The 24,844-nt window shown below is 68.5% G+C and carries 23 protein-coding genes; 15 read left to right on the forward strand and 8 right to left on the reverse strand.

The window, feature by feature from the left end:
• Nucleotides 1–27 precede the first annotated feature (27 nt).
• The 8 genes from dapF (at nucleotide 28) to UAJ10_RS13935 (ending at nucleotide 8,160) form a co-directional block, all read left to right on the forward strand.
• Nucleotides 28–873 carry a diaminopimelate epimerase gene (gene dapF, locus UAJ10_RS13900; protein WP_322915891.1) on the forward strand — a complete coding sequence of 282 codons (846 nt, stop codon included), beginning with the start codon at nucleotides 28–30 and terminating at the stop codon, nucleotides 871–873.
• Entirely contained in the window at nucleotides 870–2,183 is a 1,314-nt protein-coding gene (mtaB, locus tag UAJ10_RS13905; protein WP_322915892.1) for a tRNA (N(6)-L-threonylcarbamoyladenosine(37)-C(2))-methylthiotransferase MtaB, read from the forward strand. The genes dapF and mtaB overlap by 4 nt, the downstream gene beginning before the upstream one ends.
• A complete protein-coding gene (ftsY, locus tag UAJ10_RS13910; RefSeq protein ID WP_416235394.1) occupies nucleotides 2,180–3,325 on the forward strand; it encodes a signal recognition particle-docking protein FtsY in 1,146 nt (381 codons plus the stop codon). The genes mtaB and ftsY overlap by 4 nt, the downstream gene beginning before the upstream one ends.
• 53 nt (nucleotides 3,326–3,378) lie before the next feature.
• Nucleotides 3,379–4,347: a catalase family peroxidase gene (locus UAJ10_RS13915; protein WP_322915894.1), complete on the forward strand. Its 969-nt coding sequence runs from the start codon at nucleotides 3,379–3,381 to the stop codon at nucleotides 4,345–4,347.
• 200 nt (nucleotides 4,348–4,547) lie between these two features.
• Entirely contained in the window at nucleotides 4,548–6,056 is a 1,509-nt protein-coding gene (locus tag UAJ10_RS13920; protein WP_322915895.1) for an AMP nucleosidase, read from the forward strand.
• Entirely contained in the window at nucleotides 6,056–6,628 is a 573-nt protein-coding gene (locus UAJ10_RS13925; RefSeq protein WP_322915896.1) for a septation protein A, read from the forward strand. The genes UAJ10_RS13920 and UAJ10_RS13925 overlap by 1 nt, the downstream gene beginning before the upstream one ends.
• 29 nt (nucleotides 6,629–6,657) lie before the next feature.
• Nucleotides 6,658–7,671, forward strand: coding sequence for a hypothetical protein (locus UAJ10_RS13930; protein WP_322915897.1), 1,014 nt, complete (start codon nucleotides 6,658–6,660; stop codon nucleotides 7,669–7,671).
• A gap of 162 nt (nucleotides 7,672–7,833) precedes the next feature.
• Nucleotides 7,834–8,160, forward strand: a complete 327-nt coding sequence (locus UAJ10_RS13935; RefSeq protein ID WP_322915898.1) for a hypothetical protein — start codon at nucleotides 7,834–7,836, stop codon at nucleotides 8,158–8,160.
• On the opposite strand, the gene UAJ10_RS13940 is transcribed toward UAJ10_RS13935, so the two are convergent.
• The 6 genes from UAJ10_RS13940 to sdhC all read right to left on the reverse strand — a co-directional run bounded on the left by UAJ10_RS13940 (nucleotide 8,144) and on the right by sdhC (nucleotide 17,034).
• Nucleotides 8,144–10,798, reverse strand: coding sequence for a hypothetical protein (locus tag UAJ10_RS13940; RefSeq protein ID WP_322915899.1), 2,655 nt, complete (start codon nucleotides 10,796–10,798; stop codon nucleotides 8,144–8,146). The two genes, UAJ10_RS13935 and UAJ10_RS13940, sit on opposite strands and share 17 nt — an antisense overlap.
• Nucleotides 10,799–10,806: 8 nt before the next feature.
• Nucleotides 10,807–13,488, reverse strand: coding sequence for a hypothetical protein (locus UAJ10_RS13945; RefSeq protein ID WP_322915900.1), 2,682 nt, complete (start codon nucleotides 13,486–13,488; stop codon nucleotides 10,807–10,809).
• Between the two features lie 123 nt (nucleotides 13,489–13,611).
• Nucleotides 13,612–14,394 (reverse strand): succinate dehydrogenase iron-sulfur subunit, encoded by a 783-nt coding sequence (locus UAJ10_RS13950; RefSeq protein WP_322915901.1) that lies wholly within the window; start codon nucleotides 14,392–14,394, stop codon nucleotides 13,612–13,614.
• 26 nt (nucleotides 14,395–14,420) lie between these two features.
• Nucleotides 14,421–16,208 carry a succinate dehydrogenase flavoprotein subunit gene (gene sdhA / locus UAJ10_RS13955; RefSeq protein ID WP_322915902.1) on the reverse strand — a complete coding sequence of 596 codons (1,788 nt, stop codon included), beginning with the start codon at nucleotides 16,206–16,208 and terminating at the stop codon, nucleotides 14,421–14,423.
• A gap of 12 nt (nucleotides 16,209–16,220) precedes the next feature.
• Complete coding sequence (sdhD, locus tag UAJ10_RS13960) at nucleotides 16,221–16,619, reverse strand: succinate dehydrogenase, hydrophobic membrane anchor protein (protein ID WP_322915903.1); 399 nt, start codon at nucleotides 16,617–16,619, stop codon at nucleotides 16,221–16,223.
• A gap of 16 nt (nucleotides 16,620–16,635) precedes the next feature.
• Nucleotides 16,636–17,034, reverse strand: coding sequence for a succinate dehydrogenase, cytochrome b556 subunit (gene sdhC / locus UAJ10_RS13965; RefSeq protein WP_198924759.1), 399 nt, complete (start codon nucleotides 17,032–17,034; stop codon nucleotides 16,636–16,638).
• 366 nt (nucleotides 17,035–17,400) lie between these two features.
• Between sdhC and UAJ10_RS13970 the strand changes: the two genes are divergently transcribed.
• Entirely contained in the window at nucleotides 17,401–18,156 is a 756-nt protein-coding gene (locus UAJ10_RS13970; protein WP_322915904.1) for a GNAT family N-acetyltransferase, read from the forward strand.
• Between the two features lie 147 nt (nucleotides 18,157–18,303).
• Nucleotides 18,304–19,233 carry a hypothetical protein gene (locus UAJ10_RS13975; RefSeq protein ID WP_322915905.1) on the forward strand — a complete coding sequence of 310 codons (930 nt, stop codon included), beginning with the start codon at nucleotides 18,304–18,306 and terminating at the stop codon, nucleotides 19,231–19,233.
• Nucleotides 19,234–19,243: 10 nt separating this feature from the next.
• On the opposite strand, the gene UAJ10_RS13980 is transcribed toward UAJ10_RS13975, so the two are convergent.
• On the reverse strand, nucleotides 19,244–20,143 hold the full coding sequence (locus tag UAJ10_RS13980) for an HpcH/HpaI aldolase/citrate lyase family protein (protein ID WP_322915906.1): 900 nt from the start codon (nucleotides 20,141–20,143) through the stop codon (nucleotides 19,244–19,246).
• A gap of 313 nt (nucleotides 20,144–20,456) precedes the next feature.
• On the opposite strand from UAJ10_RS13980, the gene UAJ10_RS13985 reads away from it, so the two are divergent.
• Both UAJ10_RS13985 and UAJ10_RS13990 read left to right on the forward strand, forming a co-directional pair.
• Nucleotides 20,457–20,954, forward strand: coding sequence for a hypothetical protein (locus UAJ10_RS13985; protein WP_322915907.1), 498 nt, complete (start codon nucleotides 20,457–20,459; stop codon nucleotides 20,952–20,954).
• Between the two features lie 14 nt (nucleotides 20,955–20,968).
• Nucleotides 20,969–21,466 (forward strand): thioredoxin family protein, encoded by a 498-nt coding sequence (locus tag UAJ10_RS13990; RefSeq protein WP_322915908.1) that lies wholly within the window; start codon nucleotides 20,969–20,971, stop codon nucleotides 21,464–21,466.
• Nucleotides 21,467–21,545: 79 nt separating this feature from the next.
• Here UAJ10_RS13990 and UAJ10_RS13995 read toward each other — a convergent pair whose 3' ends face one another.
• Nucleotides 21,546–22,562 (reverse strand): aspartate-semialdehyde dehydrogenase, encoded by a 1,017-nt coding sequence (locus UAJ10_RS13995; protein WP_322915909.1) that lies wholly within the window; start codon nucleotides 22,560–22,562, stop codon nucleotides 21,546–21,548.
• Between the two features lie 190 nt (nucleotides 22,563–22,752).
• Here UAJ10_RS13995 and UAJ10_RS14000 point away from each other — a divergent pair, with 190 nt between their 5' ends.
• From UAJ10_RS14000 to UAJ10_RS14010, 3 genes are all read left to right on the forward strand, one after another.
• Nucleotides 22,753–23,094 (forward strand): Mpo1-like protein, encoded by a 342-nt coding sequence (locus tag UAJ10_RS14000; RefSeq protein WP_322915910.1) that lies wholly within the window; start codon nucleotides 22,753–22,755, stop codon nucleotides 23,092–23,094.
• 44 nt (nucleotides 23,095–23,138) lie between these two features.
• Nucleotides 23,139–23,399 carry a hypothetical protein gene (locus tag UAJ10_RS14005; protein WP_322915911.1) on the forward strand — a complete coding sequence of 87 codons (261 nt, stop codon included), beginning with the start codon at nucleotides 23,139–23,141 and terminating at the stop codon, nucleotides 23,397–23,399.
• 124 nt (nucleotides 23,400–23,523) lie between these two features.
• Nucleotides 23,524–24,816, forward strand: a complete 1,293-nt coding sequence (locus UAJ10_RS14010; RefSeq protein ID WP_322915912.1) for a pentapeptide repeat-containing protein — start codon at nucleotides 23,524–23,526, stop codon at nucleotides 24,814–24,816.
• Nucleotides 24,817–24,844: the final 28 nt, after the last annotated feature.

Below are 24,844 nucleotides of genomic sequence, written 5' to 3' on the forward strand. Positions count from 1 at the left end.
CGGATCGTCGCCATATAACCGGGCATCATGGCGCGCCGGTTTCTCAAGATGCACGGGCTGGGCAACGACTTCGTCGTTCTGGACGCCCGCCACACCCCCCTGTCCTTGACGGGCGCGCAGGCGCGCGTCCTGGCCGACCGCCGCTTCGGCGTCGGCTGCGACCAGATCATCATTTTGGAACCGCCGCAATCGGCCGGTGCCGACGTCTTCATGCGCATCCTGAACCCGGACGGCAGCGAGTCCGGCGCCTGCGGCAACGCCACGCGCTGTGTCGCCTCGCTGGTGGCGGCTGAGGGAGCCGGACGCGACCGTCTGACGGTGGAGACCATCAGCGGCCTGCTGCCCGCCGTCCGCCATGCCGATGGCATGGTGACGGTGGACATGGGGCCCGCCCGCCTGGATTGGCGGCAGATTCCGTTGGCCGAGCCGGCCGACACGCTGTCGCTGGACGTGGCCGCCGGGCCGCTGTCCAACCCTTGCGCCGTCAACATGGGCAACCCCCACGCCGTCTTCTTCGTGGATGATGCGGAGGCGGTGGATTTGGCCACGTGGGGCCCCCAGCTGGAACACCACACCGCCTTTCCCGAGCGCGCCAATATCGAGGTGGCGACCGTGGTTGCGCCCGGCCGGGTGCGCATGCGGGTGTGGGAACGCGGCGCCGGCATCACGCTGGCTTGCGGGTCCGGCGCCTGCGCCACCCTGGTGGCGGCGGCCCGCCGCGGTCTGACCGGCCGCCGGGCCGAGATCGTCATGGACGGCGGCGCGCTGACCATCGAGTGGCGCGAGGACGGGCACGTGCTGATGACCGGGCCGGTGGCCACGGCCTTCAGCGGGACGCTCGATGACACCCTGCTGGCGGGCGCCGCGCCATGAGTGCCGAGCATGAGCACGAGCATCGCCAGGAAGGCTCCGGCCCGGAGATCTCCGGCGAGGCCGGCGGGCCGCAGGTCGTCACCTTTGGCTGCCGCCTTAACGCCTACGAGTCCGAGGTGATGCGCGACCACGCGCGCGCCGCCGGCCTGGGCCCCGTGCTGATCTTCAACACCTGCGCCGTGACCTCGGAAGCCGAGCGCCAGGCCCGCCAGGCCATCCGCAAGGCCCGGCGCGAGAACCCGGACACCCGTATCGTCGTCACCGGCTGCGCCGCCCAGGTCAACCCCGGCACCTTCGCCGCCATGCCCGAGGTCGACCAGATCCTGGGCAACGATTTGAAGCTGAAGGCCGACAGCTGGACCAGCTTCGGCGCCGGCCAGGCGGAGCGGGTGATCGTCAACGACATCATGTCGGTGCGCGAGACAGCCAGTCACCTGATCCAGGGCATGGAGGGCCGCGCCCGGGCCTTCATCCAGGTGCAGAACGGCTGCGACCACCGCTGCACTTTCTGCATCATTCCCTACGGCCGGGGCAATTCCCGCTCCGTTCCCATCGGTGAGATCGTGACCCAGGTGCGCACCCTGGTGGAACAGGGCTACCGCGAGGTGGTGCTGACCGGGGTGGACGTCACCAGCTATGGCCCCGACCTGCCGGGAGCCCCCACCCTGGGCCAGATGATCCGCCGGCTGCTGGCCCTGGTGCCGGAACTGCCGCGCCTGCGCCTGTCCTCGCTGGACCCGGTGGAGATCGACGACGACCTCTGGCGCCTGATCGCCGAGGAACCGCGCCTGATGCCCCACCTGCACGTCAGCCTGCAGGCCGGCGACGACATGGTGCTGAAGCGCATGAAGCGCCGTCACAGCCGCGCCGACGCCGTGGCCTTCTGCCAGCGCGCGCGGGACCTGCGCCCCGACATGGTGTTCGGTGCCGACCTCATCGCCGGTTTCCCCACGGAAACGGACGAGATGTTCCAGAACACCCTGGACGCCGTGGCCGATTGCGGCCTGACCTGGCTGCACGTCTTCCCCTACAGCCCGCGCCCCGGCACCCCGGCCGCCCGCATGCCCCAGGTGGACAAGGCGGTGCGCAAGGAACGGGCCGCCCTGCTGCGCGCGGCGGGCGAGGCGGCGGTGCGCCGGCACTTGGCCAGCCAGCAGGGGCGCACCGTCAGGGTGCTGGTGGAAAAGGGCCGCGTGGGCCGCACGGAACAATTCGCCGAGGTGCGGCTGGATCGCGATTTCGCGCCGGGCACGCTCGTGGACGCCCGCATCGCCGGGCTGGATGGCGACATGCTGATGGGTTGCTGCTGATGTTCGATTGGATCAAGCGTAAGAAGCCCGCCGCCGAAATCCCGGCGGCCGTCCCGCCCACGCCTGAAACTCCAGTCGTCGTAGAGCCTGTTTCGCAGCCGGAACAACCGCCAGCCCTGCCTGAGGTGGCGACGGAGCCGGTGGTGGATACGCCCGCGCCTAAATCCGCCCTGGTCCTGGACGCCGCCCCGGTGGCGCCGATGGAGGAGGCGCCGCAGGGCAGCTGGCTGTCGCGCCTGCGCCGGGGCCTGTCCAAGTCCACCACCCGGCTGACCGACGGCATCGGCGGCATCTTCACCAAGCGCAAGTTGGATGACGAGACGCTGGAGGAGCTGGAGGAGCTGCTGATCCAGGCGGATCTGGGCCCCGCCATGGCGGCCCGCGTCACCGCCGACTTGGCCAAGAGCCGCTTCGGCAAGGAGGTCTCGCCTGACGAGGTGAAGCGCTTCCTGGCCGATGAGATCGGCAAGGTGCTGGCCCCCGTCGCCCGGCCCCTGGTGCTGGACGGCAACCACAAGCCCCACGTGGTGCTGGTGGTGGGCGTGAACGGCACGGGCAAGACCACCACCATCGGCAAGTACGCGCGGGAATTGCGCGCCGCCGGCAAGACCGTGTGGCTGGCCGCCGGCGACACCTTCCGCGCCGCCGCCGTCAGCCAGCTGCAGATCTGGGGTGAGCGCACCGGCGCCCCCGTGGTGGCGAAGGAGACGGGGGCGGACGCCGCCGGCCTGGCCTATGAGGCGCTGGAGAAGGCTCGGGCCGCTGGCGCCGACGTACTGCTGATCGACACCGCCGGCCGCCTGCAGAACAAGCAAGGCCTGATGGATGAGCTGCGCAAGATCGTGCGCGTCATCAAGAAGGTGGACCCCACCGCCCCCCACACCACCCTGCTGACCCTGGACGCCACCACCGGCCAGAACGCCCATTCGCAGGTCGAGGTGTTCAAGGAGATGGTGTCGGTCAACGGCCTGATCCTGACCAAGCTGGACGGCTCCGCCCGCGGCGGCGTACTGGTGTCGCTGGCGCAGAAGTTCGGCCTGCCGGTCCACGCCATCGGCGTGGGTGAGGGCATCGACGACCTGCGCCCCTTCGACGCCCAATCCTTCGCCGCCTCCCTGGTTGGCCTGGACGAGGGGCGCTGAAACCCAGTTTTAGGCCGCAACGACGGCCGGACATGGTTGAGGGGAGGGGTAGGATGCGGCGTTTGACGCGGCGTGTGGCGCTGGCCGGCTTGATGGCCGCCGTTTCCCCGCTAGTCTCGGCCCAGCCCGTCGATCCCCGCGCCACCCTGGACGCCCTGGACCAAGCCTTTGGCGGCCACCAGTCCGGCACCCGTGCCGTGCACGCCAAGGGTCTGGTGGTGGAGGGGACCTTCATCCCGTCGCCCGCCGCCGCCGGCGTTAGCCGCGCGCCGCATTTCCTGGCGCCGTCGACGCCCGTGGCCGTCCGCTTCTCCAACTTCGCCGGCATTCCCACCCAGGCGGACGGCGACGCCATGGCCAGCCCGCGTGGCATGGCGCTGAAGTTCCACCTGGCCGACGGCACCGACACGGACATCGTCGCCCATTCGGTGAATGGCTTCCCGGTGGCGACGGCGCCGGATTTCCTGGCCATGGTCCAGGCGGCGGCCGCGCACGACCTTTCCGCCTTCCTGGCGACCCACCCGGCGGCCCGCGCCTTCGAGGCGCTGCCCAAGCCCGTCCCGGCCAGCTACGCCACCCTGGCCTATTTCGCCGTCAACGCCTTCCGCTTCACCACCGTGCAAGGCCAGGCCACCGTTGGCCGCTACCGCCTGGTGCCCGAGGCGGGGCTGGCGGTGCTGGCGCCGGGCGAGGCGGCCCGCCGGCCGACCGACTATCTGGCGGTGGAGCTGGCGCGGCGCTTGGCCCAGGGTCCGGCGCGCTTTCGCTTGCTGCTGCAGGTGGCGGAGGCTGGCGATGTGGTTGGCGACGCCACCGTCGCCTGGCCAGAGACGAGACCTCTCATCGACCTGGGCACCCTGACCTTGACCGGCATCGCCGCCGACCAGGACTTCCAGCAGCGCACCCTGCTGTTCCTGCCCGGCCGCCTGCCAGCCGGCATCGAGCCCGCCGACCCCATGGTGGACGCCCGCACGCCGATCTACGGTGCCTCCTTCCGCCGGCGCATGGGCGAAGCGGGCTGAGGGGAATGGTCGCGCAACCGTCATCAGGGTGCGCTTGACAGATGCCTGGCACTTGCCCAACTATGAACGATGAAGCCGCACGCGGGGAAAGCCCGGTGCGGCTTTTCTATTTTTTAAAAGACTTTGCTGACGAAGGGGTCCGCCAACGGCAATCCGGTCGCGGGCGGGAAGGACCCCAGAATAAAAGAGGAGTTTTCCGATTGAACGCACCGGTTTCCCTGCAGGCTGACAAGGTCGTCACCTTCACCGACGCGGATGCCGCCTTCACCCACGTGTTGGCGCTGTACAATGACGCGGTCGGGCATTTGCGGGCCCGCTTCCAGGATTACGCCAGGGGCGAGAGTTTCACCGGCCGGGTGCGGCGCTTCTATCCGTTCGTGCAGGTGACGGTGGACCACGAGCCCCGGGTGGACAGCCGCCTGGCCTATGGCTTCGTTTCCGGTCCCGGCACCTACCGCACCACGCTGACGCGGCCCGACCTCTACGCCTATTACTACCGCCACCAGTTCCAGCAGTTGCTGCGCAACCACACAACCAGCATCGAGGTGGGGGTGAGCGACATGCCCATTCCCATCCAGTTCGCCTTCCCCGAAGGCATGCATGTGGAAGGCGACCTGCCGCCGGAACACCTGCGCAAACTGCGCGAGGTCTTCGACCTGCCCGATCTTGCAGTCATGGACGACAGCATCGTCAACGGCACCTACGAATGCCCGCCGGGCTCGCCCGAGCCGTTGGCCCTGTTCACCGGCCCGCGCGTGGATTACAGCCTGCACCGGCTGAAGCACTATTCCGCCACGGCGCCGGACCATTTCCAGAACTACGTGCTGTTCACCAACTATCAGTTCTACATCGACGAGTTCGTGCGCCGGGGGCTGGAGACCATGCAGCCGTCGGACGATCCGGAGGTGCAGGCCTACCGCTCGCAGTATGTGGCCTTCGTCGAGCCCGGCGACCACGTGACCTTCAACCAGGCGCTGGAACCCGGCCGCGACCCCGAGGGGGAGCGGGTGAAGCGCCTGCCCCAGATGCCCGCCTATCACCTGAAGCGGGCGGATGGGAACGGCATCACCATCGTCAACATCGGTGTCGGCCCCAGCAACGCCAAGACCATCACCGACCACATCGCCGTGCTGCGGCCCCACGTCTGGCTGATGCTGGGCCATTGCGCCGGCCTGCGGGAGACGCAGCGCCTGGGCGACTATGTCCTGGCCCACGGCTATGTCCGCGAGGACAAGGTGCTGGACGCCGACCTGCCCACCTGGATCCCCGTCCCACCCCTGGCCGAGGTGCAGGTGGCCCTGGAAAAGGCGGTGGGCCATGTCACCGGGCTGGAGGGATGGGAGCTGAAGAGCCTCATGCGCACCGGCACGGTGGCCACCATCGACAACCGCAACTGGGAACTGCGCGACTACCGCGAGCCGGTGCAGCGCTTCAGCCAAAGCCGCGCCATCGCGCTGGATATGGAATCGGCCACCATCGCCGCCAACGGCTTTCGCTTCCGCGTGCCCTACGGCACCTTGCTGTGCGTGTCGGACAAGCCGCTGCATGGTGAGCTGAAGCTGCCCGGCATGGCCAACCACTTCTACCGCGCCCGGGTGGACCAGCACCTGGCCATCGGCATGCTGGCCATGGAACTGATGCGGGAGAACGGCCTGGAACGCCTGCACAGCCGCAAGCTGCGCAGCTTCGTCGAGGCGGCGTTCCAGTAATGTCCCAGCTGATCCGTCTGCTCCTGGAATGGGGCCCGTTGGTCGTCTTCTTCGTGGCCAACGCCAAGGGTGGGATCATGGTCGCCACCGCCACCTTCATGGTGGCGGCGGTTGTGGCCCTGCCCATCTACCGCAAGCTGGATGGTAAGTGGCCGCTGATGCCCCTGGTCACCTGCGGCTTCGTGCTGGTGTTCGGCGGCCTGACCCTGTGGCTGAACGATGAGACCTTCATTAAGGTGAAGGCCACCATCATCTACCTGCTGTTTGCCCTGGCCCTGGCCGTGGGTATCGCCCTGCGCCGCAACCTGCTGGCCCAGGTGCTGGTGGGTGTGGATCTGGACCCCGACGGCTGGCGCCGCCTGACCGTGCGCTGGATGGCTTTCTTCCTGGTGCTGGCCGGCGCCAACGAGGTGGCGTGGCGCTTCCTGACCACCGACCAGTGGGTGGCCTACAAGTCCTTCGTCGTCATCCCGCTGTTCGTGCTGTTCAGCATGGCGCAGGTGCCCCTGATCCTGAAGCATCAGGTGCCGGAAGCCGGGGGCGGGGCGGACGGCCAGGGCGGCGGGGCGTAAGGATGCGCGGGCGGCGAAGCGGACTGACGATGGCGCTGATGCTGGGCCTGGCGGCCTGCGCCAGCAACAACGCCCAGGAACACGGCACCGCCCTGCACCATCTGGGCGGTCCCGCCGATGGGGTGGTGCTACCGCCGCTGCCCCCTCAGGTCGGTGCCGACAAGGCCGACCCCCAAGCCACGCCGGATATGGCGGCGAACGGTGCGCCCGTCCCTGGTGCCCCAGCCGCTGGAACGCCGCGCAAGCGGCCGGTCGCCGCGCAAGCGGCGTCCACCCAATCCACCCCGGCCACGGCCGCCGGGCCGTTCGCGCCGCCCCCGGACAGCGGCATCCAGGAGGTGGTGGTGACCCCCTTGGACGTCAGCGGCTATTGGAAGATCACCGCCCGCTCCACGTTCGGCCTGGGCGATTCGGCCTTCTACAAGCGCTATGAGAACGACACCCACATCTGCCGGTTCGAGCAGACCCGCGGCCGCCTGTTGGCCTATTGCCCCCTGCTGGACTCGGTGGGGAAGGGGGAGCTGGAGGAGCGCCACCTCAGCCTGTCATGGAGCCTGGCGGGCGGCATCGCCTTCCATGTCGATGCCGAGGTCGAGGGGACGCCCGGTAGCGGGATGGGGGGTCAGCAATTGTCCTTCACCGGCCAGGCCAACGGCCGGCTGGCGGGTTTCCTGCCGGTGACGGCGCAGGTGCCGGCGCGCGGCGTGCACTTCGAACCGCCGGCGGACGCAGCCCCGCCCAGCCTGGCGCCCCTGCGGCAGGCCTTGGCCGACTGGGACAGCGGCCAGCTGACGCCCGGCCTCTACACCCCCAACCTGCTGCCCCGATTGACCAAGCTGCTGGCCCGCCCCAACCGCGCCGCAGGGCGGGGCGCCTTGCAGGGTTTGCGCTACATCGGCAGCATCGAGCGCGCGCTGAACAAGAAGGACGCGCCCGACGCCCGCATCAGCCACGACGTCTATGAAGCGCGCTACGCCAGCGGCACCTGGCTGTGCGTGGTCCACCTGGAGGGTGACGGCAAGATCAGCGACTTCGCGTGCTGATCCTTGTTCATTGGCTGGCCCGTTACTGCGGGACTTGCCGCGTTACCGCCCGGTAAATTCGGGTAACCCCCTGGTTTCGCCGCCTTGTCCTTCCCCACCGGCCTTGTAGAGAGGGCGGGCGCGCCGTCGCGCGCCATCGCCATATAAGGGGAGAATGGGGCCATGCGTAACCGGGTGATCATGGGCGCCGCCATCGGCTGCCTGTCCTTGAGCGGCTGCGTCATCAACGCCGACGACAGCGGCCATCACTATGACATGCCGCGCACGGCCACCACCGTCTGCCGGCGCGAGGTCGACCATGTGTACGACGACTATTACAAGATCGTCTTCGACCTGCCGGTCCTGGCCACCGAGGCGGACGGCCGCCAGACCGTGGTCCAGCCCTTCACCCTGATGCCCCGCCGCGACATCACCGCCGCCGCTGGCCGCCATGTCATGCGCTGCGTCGTCAAGGACACGGCCCTGATCTCGGTTAGCGAGGATCGTTGAGGTTTCGCCGCCGGCCTTGGCCCATGCCCAGCACGGTCAAGGCCAGGCCGGCGGCGAAGGCGCCGTAGCCCCAGCCCATGTGCGGCGGGGTGTAGTGAAAAACAACCTCCGACCGGCCGGCAGGCAACTCGACCCTCTGGAACAGGGGGCCGTCGGCCTCCACGACCTGTTCCCGGCCGTTCACGGTGGCCCCCCAGCCCGGCATGAACAACTCCAGCCGGGTCAGTGTGGCCGGGGCGGCGCAATCGGCCGCCAGCCGTTCCCGGCTGACCGGCGCCAGATGGCAGCCGTCGGCGCTGAAGTATGGCCGAGGGTTGGACAGCGCGTCGATCTGCATCACGTCATCGCGGAAAACAGGGCCGTCGCCTTCATCGGCTGGCTCGGCCCCAACCAGGGCGAGGGCGACATGGGGCTCCACATCGGGGATCGGCGCGCCGTTCAGGGTGAAGGTCCGCCCCGTGTCCGTCCCCGCCGTCCACATGGATAGGCCGAAACGCTTGCGTCCGCCCGCCCGGCTGACCGCCAGCGTCAGGGGGGCGTCGCCCGCCAGCGGAACGGCTTCGGTCAGCGGAACCAGGATATAGCTGCCACCGACGACATCCGATAGCTCGTGCCCGCCGTCGGCGCAGGTCGCGCCGGCGCACAGGCGCAGCGTCAGGCGGCCGTCGGCGGCGCCATTCTTCAGGGAACTCACATGCAGGCCCACGGCGGCCACATGGCCGCGCCTGGCGTCGAAGGGCACCCGGTGGGCATCCGCCGGCAGGGTCAGGATCGCCATATCCCCGTCGGCCAGGGCAAGCGGGCGCTGGGTCTGGTCGACCATCCCGGGGGGAGCCCAGTCGAAGGGGCCTTTACCTGGCACGGAAACGACGTAGCGGACGCCCATGTCACGGTAGGCGTCCGGGTCGCGCCGCAGGTTGTCCACCGCGCTGGGCCCCGTGGCGACGCGGCGGTCCCGGCCGTCGAAGGCGATGGGATAGGTGTTGTCGTCCAGCCGCTGAACGACATGATCCACCCAGGCGGCCGGCAGCGGCAGGTTGTTGTGGTTGATGCCGCCAATGCCGTAATAGGCGCCGTAGTTGGGCTGGATGGGACCCAGCGTGTAATAGCGCTGCAGGCCCAGATGGCGTCGCAGGAAGCCGACGCCGTCTTCCCGAAGGACGCCGGCGCTTGGGTAGAACACGGTGGGTATCAGCAGCAGCAGCACTGCCTCGGCGACCGCCAGGCCCCCAAGCCAGCGGGCCCGGTTTGGTGTGCCCGGAGTGGGCCGGCGCAGGATGGCGGCCATGCCCCCCAGGACCATCGCGGCCACCGCCAGCGAGCCCCAAAGCCAGGGCGCGCGGTAAGGTTTCAGCGCCAGCAGCGGGGCTGCGAGACCCGAGGCCAGCGCGATGAAAGCCAGTGCCGTCAGGAAGCCCAGCCATTGACGCCGCGTTGGCTTCGCCGCCTCCGTCAGATCCTGGCAGGCCAACCCCGCGAGGACGGCCAGGGCGAAAGCCACCGAGGGGGCGAAATAACGGAAGAACATGGCCCAGCCGACGCCCGGGATGGCGGTCACCAGGGTGTTGACCACGGGCAGGCCGTACATGGCGCCCGTGACGATGGCGACCCAGCCCACCAAGGCCAGGCGCAGGGGACGCAGGTGGCTTCCAATCGCGCCGATCATGCCCAAGGCCAGCAGGCCCACACCGGTGTAACCACCCACGCCCCCCCAGAAGCCGAAGCTTTCGGCCGTGCCGGGGTCGCTCAGCCGGCCCAGGGCATAGGGCAGGACCAGCGTGATCAGGCGGGCGGCGGACAGATGCACGTGGCGGAAGCCGCCGTCGCTGTGATCGCCCAGGTTGGCGTGCGGCAAATAGCCCAGGAAGGCGACCAGGATGGGCCCCGCCACCAGCACGCCGCCGACCGCGCCCAGCGCCGCCCGGGCGAGATAGTCCGCCCCCTGCCGGCCGGATAGGCCCGCCAGCCGCGCCAGCGTCCAGACGCCAACCAGCAGGCCGTTGAAATAGGCGACCTCGGGGAACCCGGCATAGAGCGACAACGCCAGGCCCAGGGCGATCCAGGCCCAGCCGCCCCGCCCGCCCGCCTGGACGCGGGTCCGCACGGCTTCCACGCCCAGCAGGGTCAGCGGTAGAAAGCAAATGGGATTGACGACGGCATTGCCCAGCCAGGCGTATGTGCCGTTGAACTCGAACAACAGGGCCGCCACGGCGGACGCCGTCGGCGCCAGGCCCAGCCGCCGCAGCAGCATCCAGGTGAAGAGGCCGGCCAGGACCTGCAAACTGATGTGCATGTAGAGCTGCCCATTGGGCAGGGCCAGCAGCACCGTGAGCGGGAACAGGGCGGCGGACTGCATGTCGCCGGCCAGCGGCATGCCGATGCCGGAATAGGGATTCCACCAGGGAATATGGCCGGACAGCCAGTCCAGGGCCGCGCGGTGGCCCAGTGCCTGGCTGGTGTAGGCGATGTTGGGGTCAAGCGTGGACAGGCTGCGCCGCAGCACGCGGGCGGCGATGCCGCTTTCCAGGAAGCGGGCATCGGCCAGCCGCCAGCCCAGGATCAGGTGCAGCTTGGCCAGGATGGGGGCGATAAGGACAAGGAACAGCGGTCTGCGGCTGTTGGCGGCATCTGTTGTCATCGGTGTCGTCAGGGCGTCGCGGCGGAACGCCGGTTACGGGCGAAGGGCAGGGCGCTGGCCGCCGCCAAACCGAGCCCGACAAGGAAGGCGGCATAGCCCCAGCCCATGTGGGGTGGCCGATAGTGGAAGCGCACGTCCGACCGGCCGGCGGGCAGGTCGACCTTCTGGAACAGCGGCCCGTCCTGGCCGACCGTCGCCGTTGCCCCGTTCAAGGTCGCGGTCCAGCCTGGCATGAACAACTCCAGCCGCGTCAGTGCGGCCGGGGCGGGACAGTCGGCCGTCACCGCCTCCCGGCTGTCGGGCGTCAACTGGCACCCGTCCGCCGTGAAATACGGACGGGCGCCGGGCAGCTCGACGATGTCCATGACCTCGTCGCCGGCCACGGGGGGTGCGAAACGCAAGGTCACTTGCGGGTCCCGTGCCGGTGCCGGCGTGGTCCACAGCCCCACGGGGAAGTCGCCCCCGACCTTGCGGACGGTGATGGCCGCTGGCCCCGACCAAGGCACCGGCGTGTCCAGGGGTACGGACAGGTACTGGTTGTCGGCCGCCGTGGCTAGGTCCCGGCGTCCTTCCGCGCAGCGGTCGGCGGCGCAGAAGCGCACGACCAGCGTGCCCCTGCTCTGCCCCACATACGTGGCCACCAGGACGCCGACCGATCGCACCTCGCGATCCGCCATGGACGGGTCGGGCGGCAGGACCAGGCTGGCGCTGCCGCCGTCTTCCAAGCGCAGGACCTCGGTCATGCTGACGGCCGCGCCCGGCGGTTTCCAATCGAAAGGGCTTTGGCCGGTGGGCGCCACCAGGTATTTCACGCCCAAGGCCCGATAGGCGTCCAGATTGGCGCGCAGGTTCTCCGTGGCGGTCGGCCCCTCCGCCACCTTGCGATCATGGCCGTCGAAGGCCGATTCGATGGTGTTGTTGTCCAGATGGTTGAAAACGTGATCCACCCAGGCCGCGGGCAGCGGTAGGTCGTTGTGATTGATGCCCGCGATACCGTAATAGGCGCTGTAATTGGGCTGGATGGGCCCCAGGGTGTAGAAGCGCTGCAGGCCCAGGTTTCTCTGCAGGAACTCCACGCCGGCCGTCTGCAGCCGGCCGCTTTCGGGATAATGGCGCAGGGGCAACACGAACAGCACCACCGCTTCGGCGACGGCCGCGGCGCCCAGTATCCAAGCCCGCGTGCGGTTGCTGAAGGTGCTGCCCCCCAGTTCGCGGATGCCCGCCAGCGCCACCACGGCGTAGAGCAATGACCGGGCCAGGATGGGCACGAAGGGAGCATCCACGTACAGTCGCCGGGACAACCAAAGCGGCGCCACCAAGCACGCCACGCCCGCAGCCAAGCCGCCCCAATAGGCCAGCTTGGACCGCCGTTCCGCCGGGTGCTCCGCCAAGTCGTGGCAGGCCAGGCCGGCCAGCACGGCCAGCGCGAACGAGATCGACGGGTTGAAGTACCGGAAGAACATGGCGTCGCCGACCGCCGGGATGGCGGTGACCACGGCCACCATCGCGTGCTGGCCATAGACCGCGCCCGTCACCACCACGCACCAACCGGCCAGGGTCAGCCGCAACCCGCGCAGCCAGGGGCGCCAGACCGCCATCGCGGCCGCCACCACCAGGACCAGGCCGGTATAGCCGCCAACTGCGCCCCAGAAGATGAAGGCCTGCGCGTCCAGCGTATGGCCCAGTTCGCCCAGGGCGTAGGGAAGGAACAAGGTCAACATGCGCTGGATGTCGAGATGCGACTGGCGGAAGCTGCCGGTGGCATGATTGCCAAGGTAACCGTGGCCCAGGTAGTCGACGAAGGCGATGAGGATGGGGGCGGCCAGCAGCAGGCCGGCCACCGTTCCGGCGGCGACGCGCGCCATATAGGCCATGGAGCGGTCCCGCAGGCCCGCCAGCCGTGCCAGGGTCCAGAGGGCGATCAGCAGACCGTTGAAATAGGCGACTTCGGGAAAGCCGGCGTAAAGCGACAGCGCCAGACCGCCGGCGATCCACCCCCATCCGCCCGCCCATTGGCCCGGCCGGCCCGCCAGCGCGCGGGCCCGTGCCTCTTCCACCCCCAACAACACCATGGGAAGGAAGGGGATGGGGTTGATGACGGCGTTGGCCAGCCAGGCGAAGGTGCCGTTGAATTCGAACAGCAGGCTGGCCACCGTGGCCCCCAGCATCGCAACCCCCAGGCGGCGCATCAGCAGCCAGGTGAACACCCCCGCCGTGATCTGCAGGCTGATGTGCATGTACAACTGCCCATTGGGCAGGGCCAGCAACAGGGTGGGCGGGAACAGGGCGGCCGACTGCATGTCGCCGGCCAGCGGCATGCCGATGCCGGAATAGGGGTTCCACCAAGGAATATGGCCGGACAGCCAGTCCAGGGCCGCCCTATGCCCCAGCGCATGGCTGGTGTAGGCGATGTTGGGATCCAGGGTGGACAACCCGTCGCGCACGACGCCGCTGGCCAGCCAGCCTTCGATGAAACGCGGATCCGCCAGGCGCCAGCCCAGGATCAGGCCAAGCTTGGCCAGGATGGGGGCGAGGATGAGCAGGGTGATGGCTCGGAAGCCGGTGGAACGCCACAGGGGGATCTGGATTTCCGCGCCAGCGGGCTGTGGCGGCAGGCTTTGCATCACGCTATTCGGCAAGGCGTCCATCTCGGCGGTGGAGAGGCGGGTTGACCCTTCCTCTTCGGCCATGGCGGACACTTTTGCAACCGGCCTGTGCCGATGACACCGCCCCCAAAGAAAAACGCCGCGACGGGCGAACCGTCGCGGCGTTGCAATCACTGGCGTCCCTGGGAACTGACGCCGGAACCGGCGTCAGGCGGCGCGGGCCACCATCAGCTTCTTGATCTCGGCGATGGCCTTCGCCGGGTTCAGGCCCTTGGGGCAGGTCTGGGTGCAGTTCATGATGGTGTGGCAGCGGTACAGCCGGAAGGGATCTTCCAGGTTGTCCAGGCGCTCACCCGTCATCTCGTCGCGGCTGTCGGCGATCCAGCGATAGGCCTGCAGCAGGATGGCCGGGCCCAGGTACTTGTCGCCGTTCCACCAATAGCTGGGGCAGCTGGTGGAGCAGCAGAAGCACAGGATGCACTCATAGAGGCCGTCCAGCTTCTCACGCTCCTCCGGGCTCTGCAGCCGCTCACGCGACGGCGCCGGGCTCTGGCTTTGCAGCCAGGGTTTGATGGAGGTGTACTGGGCGTAGATGGTGTTCAGGTCCGGCACCAGATCCTTGACCACCGGCATGTGCGGCAGCGGGTAGATCTTGACGTCGCCCTTCACGTCCTCGATGGCCTTCAGGCAGGCCAGCGTGTTGCGCCCGTCGATGTTCATGGCGCAAGAGCCGCAGATGCCCTCGCGGCACGACCGGCGGAAGGTCAGCGTGCTGTCGATGTCGTTCTTAATGTGGATCAGGGCGTCCAGCACCATGGGGCCGCACTTGTCGAGATCGATCTCGTAGCGGTCCTCGGTGGGGTTGCTGCCCTTGTCCGGGTCATAGCGATAGATGCGGAAGGTCTTGGCCCGCTTGGTGGCGGACGTCTTCACCGACGTGGTCTTGCCGGTGTGAACCTTGGAATTGGCGGGAAGGGAGAACTCGGCCATGGCATCGGGTCCGTTCGGCTAAGGCGTCAGTAGACGCGCTTCTTGGGCGGGATGACGTCAATGTCACCGGTCAGGGTGTACATGTGGACGGGACGGTCACCGAGGGTGACGGCGCCCTTCTCATCCACCCAGGACGTGGTGTGCTTCATCCACTCGTGGTCGTCGCGCTCGGGGAAGTCCTCGCGGGCATGCGCGCCGCGGCTTTCCTTGCGGTTGGCCGCCGAATTGATGGTGACCACGGCCTGGCGCATCAGGTTGTCCAGCTCCAGGGCTTCCACCAGGTCGGAGTTCCAGATCAGAGAGCGGTCGCTGACGGCGATGTCGTCCCGCTTGGACCACACGCCCTTCATCAGCTCCACGCCTTCCTCCAGCACCTCGCCGGTGCGGAAGACGGCGCAGTTGTTCTGCATGATCTTCTGCATTTCCAGGCGCAGGTGGGCGACGCGGGTGCCGCCCTTGGCGTTGCGCACCTTGTCCAGGTGGGCCAGCGCCTTGTCGGTCACGTCCTGGGACAGGGTCTTGTGCGCGGCACCCTTCTTCACCGTCTCGGCGGCACGGTTGGCGGCGGCGCGGCCGAACACCACCAGGTCCAGCAGCGAGTTGGAACCCAGGCGGTTGGCCCCGTGCACTGAAACGCAGGCCGCCTCGCCGATGGCCATCAGGCCCGGGACCACCTGGTCCGGGTTCTCGGCCGTCGGGTTGATGACCTCGCCGTGATAGTTGGTCGGGATGCCGCCCATGTTGTAGTGCACGGTCGGCAGCACGGGGATGGGCTCGCGCGTCACATCCACGTTGGCGAAGACCTTGGCGGTCTCGGCGATGCCGGGCAAGCGCTCGTGGATGATGGCCGGGTCCAGGTGCTCCAGGTGCAGGTGGATGTGGTCCTTGTGCTCACCCACGCCGCGGCCCTCGCGGATTTCCACGGTCATGGAGCGGCTGACCACGTCGCGGCTGGCCAGGTCCTTGGCCGACGGGGCGTAGCGCTCCATGAAGCGCTCGCCCTGGCTGTTGGTCAGGTAGCCGCCTTCACCGCGCACACCCTCGGTGATCAGACAGCCGGAGCCGTAGATGCCCGTGGGGTGGAACTGCACGAACTCCATGTCCTGCAGGGGCAGGCCGGCGCGCAGCACCATGCCGCCGCCGTCGCCGGTGGAGGTGTGGGCGGAGGTGCAGCTGAAGTAGGCGCGGCCGTAACCGCCGGTGGCCAGCACCGTCTGGTGGCCGCGGAAGCGGTGGATGGTGCCGTCGTCCAGGTTCCAGGCCAGGACGCCCTTGCACTCGCCGTCTTCCATCAGCAGGTCCAGCGCGAAGTATTCCACGAAGAACTCGGCCTCGTGCTTCAGGCTCTGCTGATACAGGGTGTGCAGGATGGCGTGGCCGGTGCGGTCGGCGGCGGCACAGGTGCGCCGGGCCTGGCCCTCGCCGTAGCGGGTGGTCATGCCGCCGAAGGCGCGCTGGTAAATCTTGCCTTCCGGGGTGCGCGAGAAGGGCACGCCGTAGTGTTCCAGCTCGATGATGGCCGGGACGGCCTCACGCACCATGTACTCGATGGCGTCCTGGTCGCCCAGCCAGTCCGACCCCTTCACGGTGTCGTACATGTGGTAGCGCCAGTCGTCCTCGCCCATGTTGCCAAGGGCGGCGGAGATGCCGCCCTGCGCCGCCACGGTGTGGCTGCGGGTGGGGAACACCTTGGTGATGCAGGCCGTCTTCAGGCCCTTTTCGGCCATGCCGAAGGTCGCGCGCAAGCCGGCGCCGCCGGCGCCCACGACGACGACGTCGTACTGATGGTCGATAATGGGGTAGGCGTTAGCCATGACAGTCCTTCCTCACGCCCCGAAGGCGATCTTGAGCACGGCGAAGACGCTCGCGGCGGCCAGCAGGATGGCGGCGCCGTTGGTCAGCCCGATGGCGATCAGGCGCGCCAGCTTGCCGTGGATGTAGTCCTCAAACACTTCGCGCATGCCGGCGGCGGCATGGTGGAAGGTGGCGATCAGGGTGATCAGCAGCAAGACCGCGTTCACCGGCTGGTGCAGCCAGGCGATGGCGTCCGCGTGCTCCGCCTTGGCCAGGCGGACGATGGAGATCAGGAACCAGACGGTCAGCGGGACCAGCAGGACCGCGACCATGCGGTAGGCCAGCCAATGGGCGCCGCCGCTCTTGGCGGAGCCGAGGCCGCGCACACGGCCGAGGCGCGTGCGGAAACCGTTGTCGGACGTAGAAGCCATGGAATGCGCGCTCCCGTCAGAGGGCGAAAGCGGCGATCCAGACGATCGCCGTCAGAACGAAGGAACCGCCGAACACCAGGGCGGAGCTGCGCTGCGCGCTGGCATTGGTGATGCCGGTGCCGGTATCCCAGATCAGGTGCTGGATGCCCTTCAGCAGGTGGTAGCCGAAGGCCCAGGTCCAGCCCAGCAGGCACAGCAGGCCGATGGGGCTGCCCAGCACGTGCTGCGCCGTGTCGAAATCGTCGGGGCCGCTGGCGGCCGCCACCAGCCACCAGGTCAACACCAGGGTGCCAACGGTCAGGGCGATGCCGGTGAAGCGGTGCGTGATCGACGACACGGCGGGCAGGGGTAGGCGATAGACCTGGAGGTGGGGCGACAGCGGCCGTGCCTTTTTGGCCACGCTGGTCTCGCTCATGATTCGCGCGTCCTCGTCCTTTTGGATTATCAGGTGCCGGTGCCGCACCGGCCATGTGGCGCCCGCGACATGCGGGTCGGGACGCCGGCCGAATTGTTGCACCGCCGGGGGCGGATAGGATGTGAAGTCAATTACGCCCCCGCCTCCTGTCCGTCAACGCCCTGTCTGGGGCCGACTTTTGCGAATACAAGGGGTGGGGCGCATGGGTGCGTGAGTCTTTCGACATGGCTGGCGACACGGCTGGTGGCAGGCCCTGGGAAACTTCGTCGCCCGGCGGCTTTCGCCGTCGGCCGGGCCGATTGCCGCGCATCGGGGCGGCCGGTACAGTGCTGGCGTCAACCCCGTTGCCTCGCGAAAGTTTCCGTCTTGTCCGCCAACGACTTGTGCCGCTTGTTGGAAGAGTTGTGCCTGACGGCATGGCCCGCCCTGAAGACCATCCACGATGACGGTTGGCTGCTGCGGTTCTCCCAGGGGCATTCCGGCCGCTCCAACTCGGTCACCTGCCTGTCGGCGGGTGTGCTGCCGGTGGTGGAAAAGGTGGACCGGGCGGAGGCTGCCTATATCCGGGAAGGCCTGCCCCCGCGTTTCCGTATCACCCCCCTGGCGTCCGGGGCGCTGACGGCGGAACTGGATCGGCGCGGCTATCTGCGGCAGGAGGAGAACCTGGTGCAGGCGGCGGATATCGCCCCCGCTGGCCTGGTCGTGGCGGATGACGGCCTCCGCTGGCGGGTGGACGCGGCACCGCCCCCCGATGTGCTGGCGGCCTATGCTCAGGCCCTGCCGCTGGCGCCATGGGAGGGGGAGCCCATGCGCCGCCTGTTGGACGCCATCGCTGTGCCCACCCTGTATGTCAGCGCCTGGGATGGGGGCCGCTATGCCGGCAGCGCGCTTGGGGTCGTGGATCGCGGCTGGCTCGGCGTCTACAAGGTGCTGGTGGCCCCGGAACAGCGTGGTCGGGGCCTGTCCCGCCGCCTGCTGGCGCGCCTGTTGGCGGCCGGGGCGCACGCGGGCGCCACCCGCGCCTACCTGCAGGTGGGCGGCGCCAACCACCCGGCGCTGGCGACCTACGCCCGGGTAGGGTTCGCAACAGTTTATCGCTATCAATACCGGCAGGCGCCATAGTTGCATAGTTGATGTCACTATAACCTGGAAGTGGATTGCCGGCATGGCAACCTACCGGGTCGGGGCATGGGGACGTTAAAGGGCGCCGTTATTGGCTTGGTTTTCTTCCTTCAAGGACCCGCGCTGGCGCGGGCGGAAGAACCGACCATGGAGTCGATCACCCAGAGGGTTCATGCCCAGCTTTACGTGGACGATCCGGCGGGGCGCGGTGGGATGGTGGAATTCCACGATGGCTATCAGTTCGTGCAATGCCGGCATTTACCGCAACAGACCATCGTCGTCTGCGAGGCGGGCGGTACCCGGGGCCAGCCTTGGCTACGGCACGCCCTGACCCAAGAGCGACTGGCGGCCCTGAAAGGCATGGGCTTCACCGCCGACCGGCAGACGGGAAACTTCATCCGGCGATGGGATCCGGCGCCTGAGCCTAAGATGCTGATGGCCTTCATGGTGCATGCCCTGGATGTGGGATACAGCCCCAGCGGCCAGGAGACGGAGCTGCAATACGGTTGGTTTCCGGCCCAGGCGTGTCCGCCGCGCGTCGCCGCCGGCAACGCCTATGGTGGGGCCGTGATCTTCGACGGCACCAAGCCGAGGGCCGCGCAAGGATGCCGCCTGGAGCCGGTGGAGGAGAGGGATGACAAGCCCCTTGCCCGTCCGCCGGCCCCGCCGGCAGACGCTTCCGACGCCATGTCCCGGCAGCAACAGGCCATTTCGGCGGCCGTGACCTGGGTGGCTGGCGGCACGGGGCCGGAGCATCGCATCGCCATTCTCTCCTGGGGTGACTTCTACATCCAGTGCATGAAGGCGGAGGACCCCTCGATGCAGTGCGAGGTCGTGTCCGCCGATGTCATGCCCCGCCTGAAACGTGTGCTGAACGCCGCCGCCGGCAGGCGGCTGCGGAAGCTGGGCTTCCTGGAACCCGGCTACTCCATGAACTACATCGGGTGGTTCAGGTTGAACGACGGCAAGCCTGAGAACTGGGCCTGGTCGACAATGCGGGCGGCGCTGACGGCTTTCGGTGGCTACGCCATCCAGCCGGTGACCGTGGAGCGTCGCTCCTTGAAAGGGGAAACCTGAGCCACCCGACTTAGGGGGAGGTCCGGTCGGCGCCACCGACTGCCGACGTTCCGATCACCTCCGCCAGCGCCACCAGGCGGTGCGCCTCGGCCACATGCAGGGCTTCCACCAGGCGGCCGTCCACCAGCACGACAGCCTTGCCCTGGGCCATGGCCTCGGCATGGGCGGCGATGATCCGGCAGGCGCGGTCCAGCGAGGCCGCGTCGGGGGCGAAGGCGGCGTTGGCGGCGGTTAACTGCTTGGGATGGATCAGGGTCTTGCCGTCAAAGCCCAGTTCCACCCCCTGGCGGCAACTGGCGTCCAGGCCGGCGTCATCATCCAGGTCCAGGTGCACGCCGTCCAGTATGGCCAGGCCGTGGGCGCGGGCTGCCAGCAGGCACAGGCCCAGGGCCGTGATCATGGGCAGGCGCATCGGCGTATGCTGGGCGTGCAATTCCTTGGCCAAATCCGAGGTGCCCAGCACCATGCCGGCCAGGCGGGGGGAGGCGGAGGCGATTTCCCTGGCGTTCAGCATGCCCAAGGCGGTTTCCATCATGACCCACAGGGGAAGGTCGTTGGTCGCCCCCTGCGCCGCCAGCAAACGGTCCGCCTGACGCACCGCCTCCGCCGACTCCACCTTGGGGATCAGCACGCCCTGGGCCCCCGACCGGGCCACCGCCGCCAGGTCGGCATGGCCCCACGGCGTGTCCAGGCCGTTGACGCGAATCAGCACCTCGCGCCGGCCGAAGCCGCCGGCGGCCACGGCGGCCAGCACCTGATCGCGCGCCAGATCCTTGGCGTCCGGCGCCACCGCGTCCTCCAGATCCAGGATCAGGACGTCGGCGTCCAGGCCCTTGGCCTTTTCCAGCGCGCGGGCGTTGGACCCCGGCATGTACAGGGCGGAACGGCGGGGGCGGGCGGTGACGGGCATGGGCGGCTCGTACAAGATGGGCAAGATGGGCGGACGGATTTGCGGCACCATAGCGCCGTCCTGTGACGGGGGCGACGGCCGCCCGCGTCCCATCCGTGGTAACAGGATCAGCATCCCCATGTCCCGCGTCATGCGGCTTGCCCACAGCCTGTCGCGGGTCTACCCCTAAGACAGGCCGTCATCCTGTCCCCGGATGCCCCTTATCCGGGGGCCCGGTCCTGGGGCAGGTCCATTGCTACCGAGGAGCCCTTCCCCGATGCCGTCGCGTACCCGCCGCCCATTCCTTTCCCCCGCAACGCGCCATGGCACGCGAGTGGGTGGCACCCAACTGTGTGGCGCCTTCCTGGGGGCGCTGTTGTGCCTGGGCGCCGGCGGCGCCTGGGCCCAGGTGGCGCCACCGCCGCAAGAGGGCGCGCCCGGTGCCGGTGAGCCGGTCACCGCCAACCAGCCGCTGCTGCGCGATCCCCGCCTGGTGGGCAACGCCAAGGCGCCGCCGCGCGACGTGGAGTGCGTGGTGGGGGCCGGCAGCCCCTGCGCCGGCCGCATGGATTTCAACGACGGCCGCAGCTTCGGCTTCAAGATCAGCGGCCCGGGCGAGGCCCTGTTCCGCAACATCGGCAACCGCCGCTGCACCCTGGAATACATCCTGACCGACAGCACGGTGGCCACGGCCGGCCGCACCATGGACCTGGCCGCCGGCGCCGCCACCACGCTGAAGGTGCGCGACGCCCAGGGCATGCATGTCCGCCTGTCGGCGCGCGGCATGGCCTCCCCCATTTGCGAACTGGAAGTGACGGCCAAGCAGTCATGAGAGGAGTGGCCCCGATGCGTCCCCTGCTGATCGCCCTGTCCCTGGCGGTGGCGCCGCTGATGGTGCCAATGCCCACCCGTGCCGGAGACGCTGCACCCATCGCGGCGGAGGCGTTCGACCCCGCCCGGGACGCCGCCCATGATGTGGCCGTGGCGGCATCCCAGGCCAAGGCGCAGGGCAAGCGCGTGCTGGTGGACGTGGGCGGGGAGTGGTGCGTGTGGTGCCATCGTTTCGACGCCCTGTTCACCGATGACGCGCGGCTGCGCACGCTGCGTGACCAGGGCTTCGTCACCGTGAAGGTGAACTGGAGCAAGGAGAACAAGAACGAGGCGCTGCTGGGCCAGTGGCCCAAGATGGCGGGCTATCCCCACCTGTTCGTCCTGGATGGCGAGGGCAAGGTGCTGCACTCCCAGGACACCGGGCTGCTGGAACAGGGCAAGGGCTACGACACCGGCAAAGTGGCGGCCTTCCTGACGGAATGGGGCGCCAAGGCGCCGGGCTCCCGCATCTGAGCCTCTGTTCACGCCATGAAAAAAGGGCGCCGGCCTCATCGAGGCGGCGCCCTTTTCCTGGGTTTGGCCAGCCGGCCGACTACTTCTTCAGGTGATCCTTCACCAGCCGTTCGGCGATCTGCACGGCGTTCAGCGCCGCACCCTTGCGCAGGTTGTCGGAGACGACCCACAGGTTCAGGCCGTTTTCCACGGTGAAATCCTCGCGCAGGCGGCTGACGAACACCAGGTCGTCGCCGGCGGCCTCGACGGGGGTGACATAGCCCTCGTCGGCCTGGTGGTCGATCAGAGACACGCCCTTGGCCCGGCGCAGGGCGGCGCGGGCCTCATCGGCGCTGATGGGGTTCTCGAACTCCACGTTGATCGCCTCGGAATGGGCGATGAACACGGGCACGCGCACGCAGGTGGCGGTCACCTTGATGGACGGATCCAGGATCTTCTTGGTCTCCACCGTCATCTTCCACTCTTCCTTGGTGGTGCCGTCTTCCATAAAGACGTCGATGTGGGGGATGACGTTGAAGGCGATCTGCTTGGTGAACTGCTTCTTCTCGACCGGGTCGTTCACATAGATGGCGCGGGTCTGGGTGAACAGCTCGTCCATCGCCTCCTTGCCGGCGCCCGACACGGACTGGTAGGTCGACACCACCACGCGGCGGATGCGGGCCAGGTCGTGCAGGGGCTTCAACGCCACCACCATCTGGATGGTGGAGCAGTTGGGGTTGGCGATGATGCCCTTCTTCTTGTAGCCGGCGATGGCCTCGGGGTTCACCTCCGGCACCACCAGGGGCACATCCGGATCCATGCGGAAATGACTGGTGTTGTCGATCACCACGGCGCCGGCGGCGGCGGCCTTGGGCGCGAACTGGGCGGACACCTTGGCGCCGGCCGAGGACAGTACGATGTCGGTGCCGGTGAAGTCGAACTTGGCCAGGTCCTGCACCCGCAGGTCATCGTCGCCGAAGCTGATCTCCGACCCGATGGAGCGCTCGGACGCCAGGGCCACGACCTCGCTCACGGGGAATTCCCGTTCCGCCAGGATCTGCAGCATCTCGCGCCCGACATTGCCCGTGGCGCCCACGACGGCGACTTTATAGCCCATGGCCATGCTCCTCATATCTCTGGCGGGGACCAGGGGGCGGGCCGCTTGCGGGGGCGGGGGCCCCTCTGGTCTAATTCGGCGGAGACTTAAGGCCGGCCGGCGGGCTTTGCAAGCGCGCAGGCGTCAGTGCCGCCCCGCGAACAGGCCGGCCGCGTTGAGACTGGGCGCGTTGAGACTGGGAGGAAAGACCATGACGGCACACGAACCGCGCATCGCCACCTATGACGCGTTCTGGCCCTTCTACTTGGGCGAACACGCGCTGCCGGCCACGCGGGCCTGGCACTTCGTGGGCACCGGCCTGGTGCTGCTGGCGCTGGCCGGCGGGTTGGTCACGGGGGATTGGCGTTACTTCGCCGCCGCCCCGGTATGTGGCTACCTCTTCGCCTGGATCAGCCACTTCTTCGTGGAGCACAACCGGCCAGCCACCTTCACCTATCCGCTGTGGTCGCTGGTCAGCGACTTCCGCATGTTCTTCCTGTTCGTGGCCGGCCGGCTGGGGGCCGAGTTGCGCCGCCACGGGATCAGCCGCTGACGGACCGTCGCCCTCTTAAGCCTGCCACCAAAGGATAAGCCGCCTTGGCTCAGATCGTCGACACCATCGCCCATGCCATCAAGCGCGCGGACAAAACCTTCTTTAACGAAAATTATACCAAGCAGGCTCAAGCTGTAGTCGACGGCCTGCGCAAGGCGGGTTTTGAGATCGTTCCGGTCAAACCCCCGGAAGTACTGGTGGAGTACGCGATTGAAAACATCCCCTTCGGCCGCCTGCGCCCGTCAGAGTTGATCCGTGCCTTGTACGGCACAATGGTTGAGAATTGCCGCAAGTTTGTATCTTAGGATCGATGGTTTATTTCCCGGAATACGGGGTGAATCCGCTTCTAAAACGCGCGGCCCCGGTGCAACAATGTAGTCAGCGCGCCTGATTTCAGGGCGATGGTGGTAAGTCGGGTGGCTAGGCTGCATGCATCCTGAACGACAGTACCAGGACGGGTTTGAATTTCGGCGGGTGACCCCGGCCGAGGTCATCGAGGCGGCCCGCAGGCATGAACGGCTGATCGAGGGCCGCATCGGTGGCGCCCGTTTCGCCTTCATCCTGCACGACCTGCGGGGTGCCGTCCTGTCCACCCTGAACCTGACCGACGCCGACCTGACGGGCAGCCGCCTGGACCAGGCCCAGCTGGTGGGTACGCGGCTGCGCAACGCGTCCCTTTTCGCCTGCGACTTCCGCCTGGCCTGCCTGCGTCAGGCGGACCTGTCGAAATCCGACCTGCGCGGCGTCAGCATGCGCGGCGCCGACCTGACCAAGGCCCGCATGCGCGAGGCGGACGTGCGCGAGGCGGTGCTGGCCGTCTATCGCGGCGGCAAGCCCCTGCCGGAAACCTTCGACGGCCGCATCCCCGATCTGACCTCGGCCATCGCCATCGGCGCCGATATGGGCGAAAGCCGGATGAACGGCGCCTGGACCCTGAACGCCGACTTCACCGACGCCAACCTGGCGGGGGCGGATCTGCGGGGCGCCGACCTGCGCGGCGCCGTATTCAAGGGGGCCAACATGCAGGGCGCCAACCTGTCGGAAACCAGGCTGCACGGCACCTCCTTCGCCGGGGCGCTCTTGACCGACACCCTCTTCACCGACGCCATCCTCGAAGACGCCAACTTCCGTGGCGCCATCATGGAATCCAGCCTCGTCGGCCGGCTGCGCGGCAAGGGCGCCGTCCTGCCGGGTGAGGGCGGGGAAAGCGCCCGGCCCGTGATGGAGGTGGTGGAGGATCATGCCGTCTGGGTGGCCGCGGCCGGCCGCTCCGGCGCCCGCGCCGATCTGTCGGGCCGTGACCTGAGCGGCCTTGTCCTGTCGGGTCGCAATTTGACCGCGGCGAAGATGGCCTATGCCGTGGCCCGCCGTCTGGTGCTGACGGGGTCGTCCCTGGTCATGGCCGACCTGGAGTGTGTGGACTTGCAGGACGCGGTGCTGGTGGGCGTGGACGCCCGGGGCGCCAATTTCGAGCGCGCCCACCTGAACGGCGCCGACCTGCAGAACGCCAACCTGGGCCTGCTGGAAAGTGCGGAACAGCCGGACCGCAAATGGCCCGCCCGCCTGACCCGCGCCCGCCTGCGCGGCGCCAACCTGCGGGGGGCGAACCTGCGCGGCGCCGTGCTGCGGGAGGCGGACCTGACCGGCGCCGACCTGCGCGACGCCCAGTTGGACGGCATCGTCCTGGACGGCGCCAACACCGCCCAGGTGCGGTCCAAATAGACCCCAGAGTTACAGGCGCCGTCGCGTT

This window comes from Nitrospirillum guaranorum (assembly GCF_034653275.1).
Taxonomy (GTDB): Bacteria; Pseudomonadota; Alphaproteobacteria; order Azospirillales; family Azospirillaceae; genus Nitrospirillum.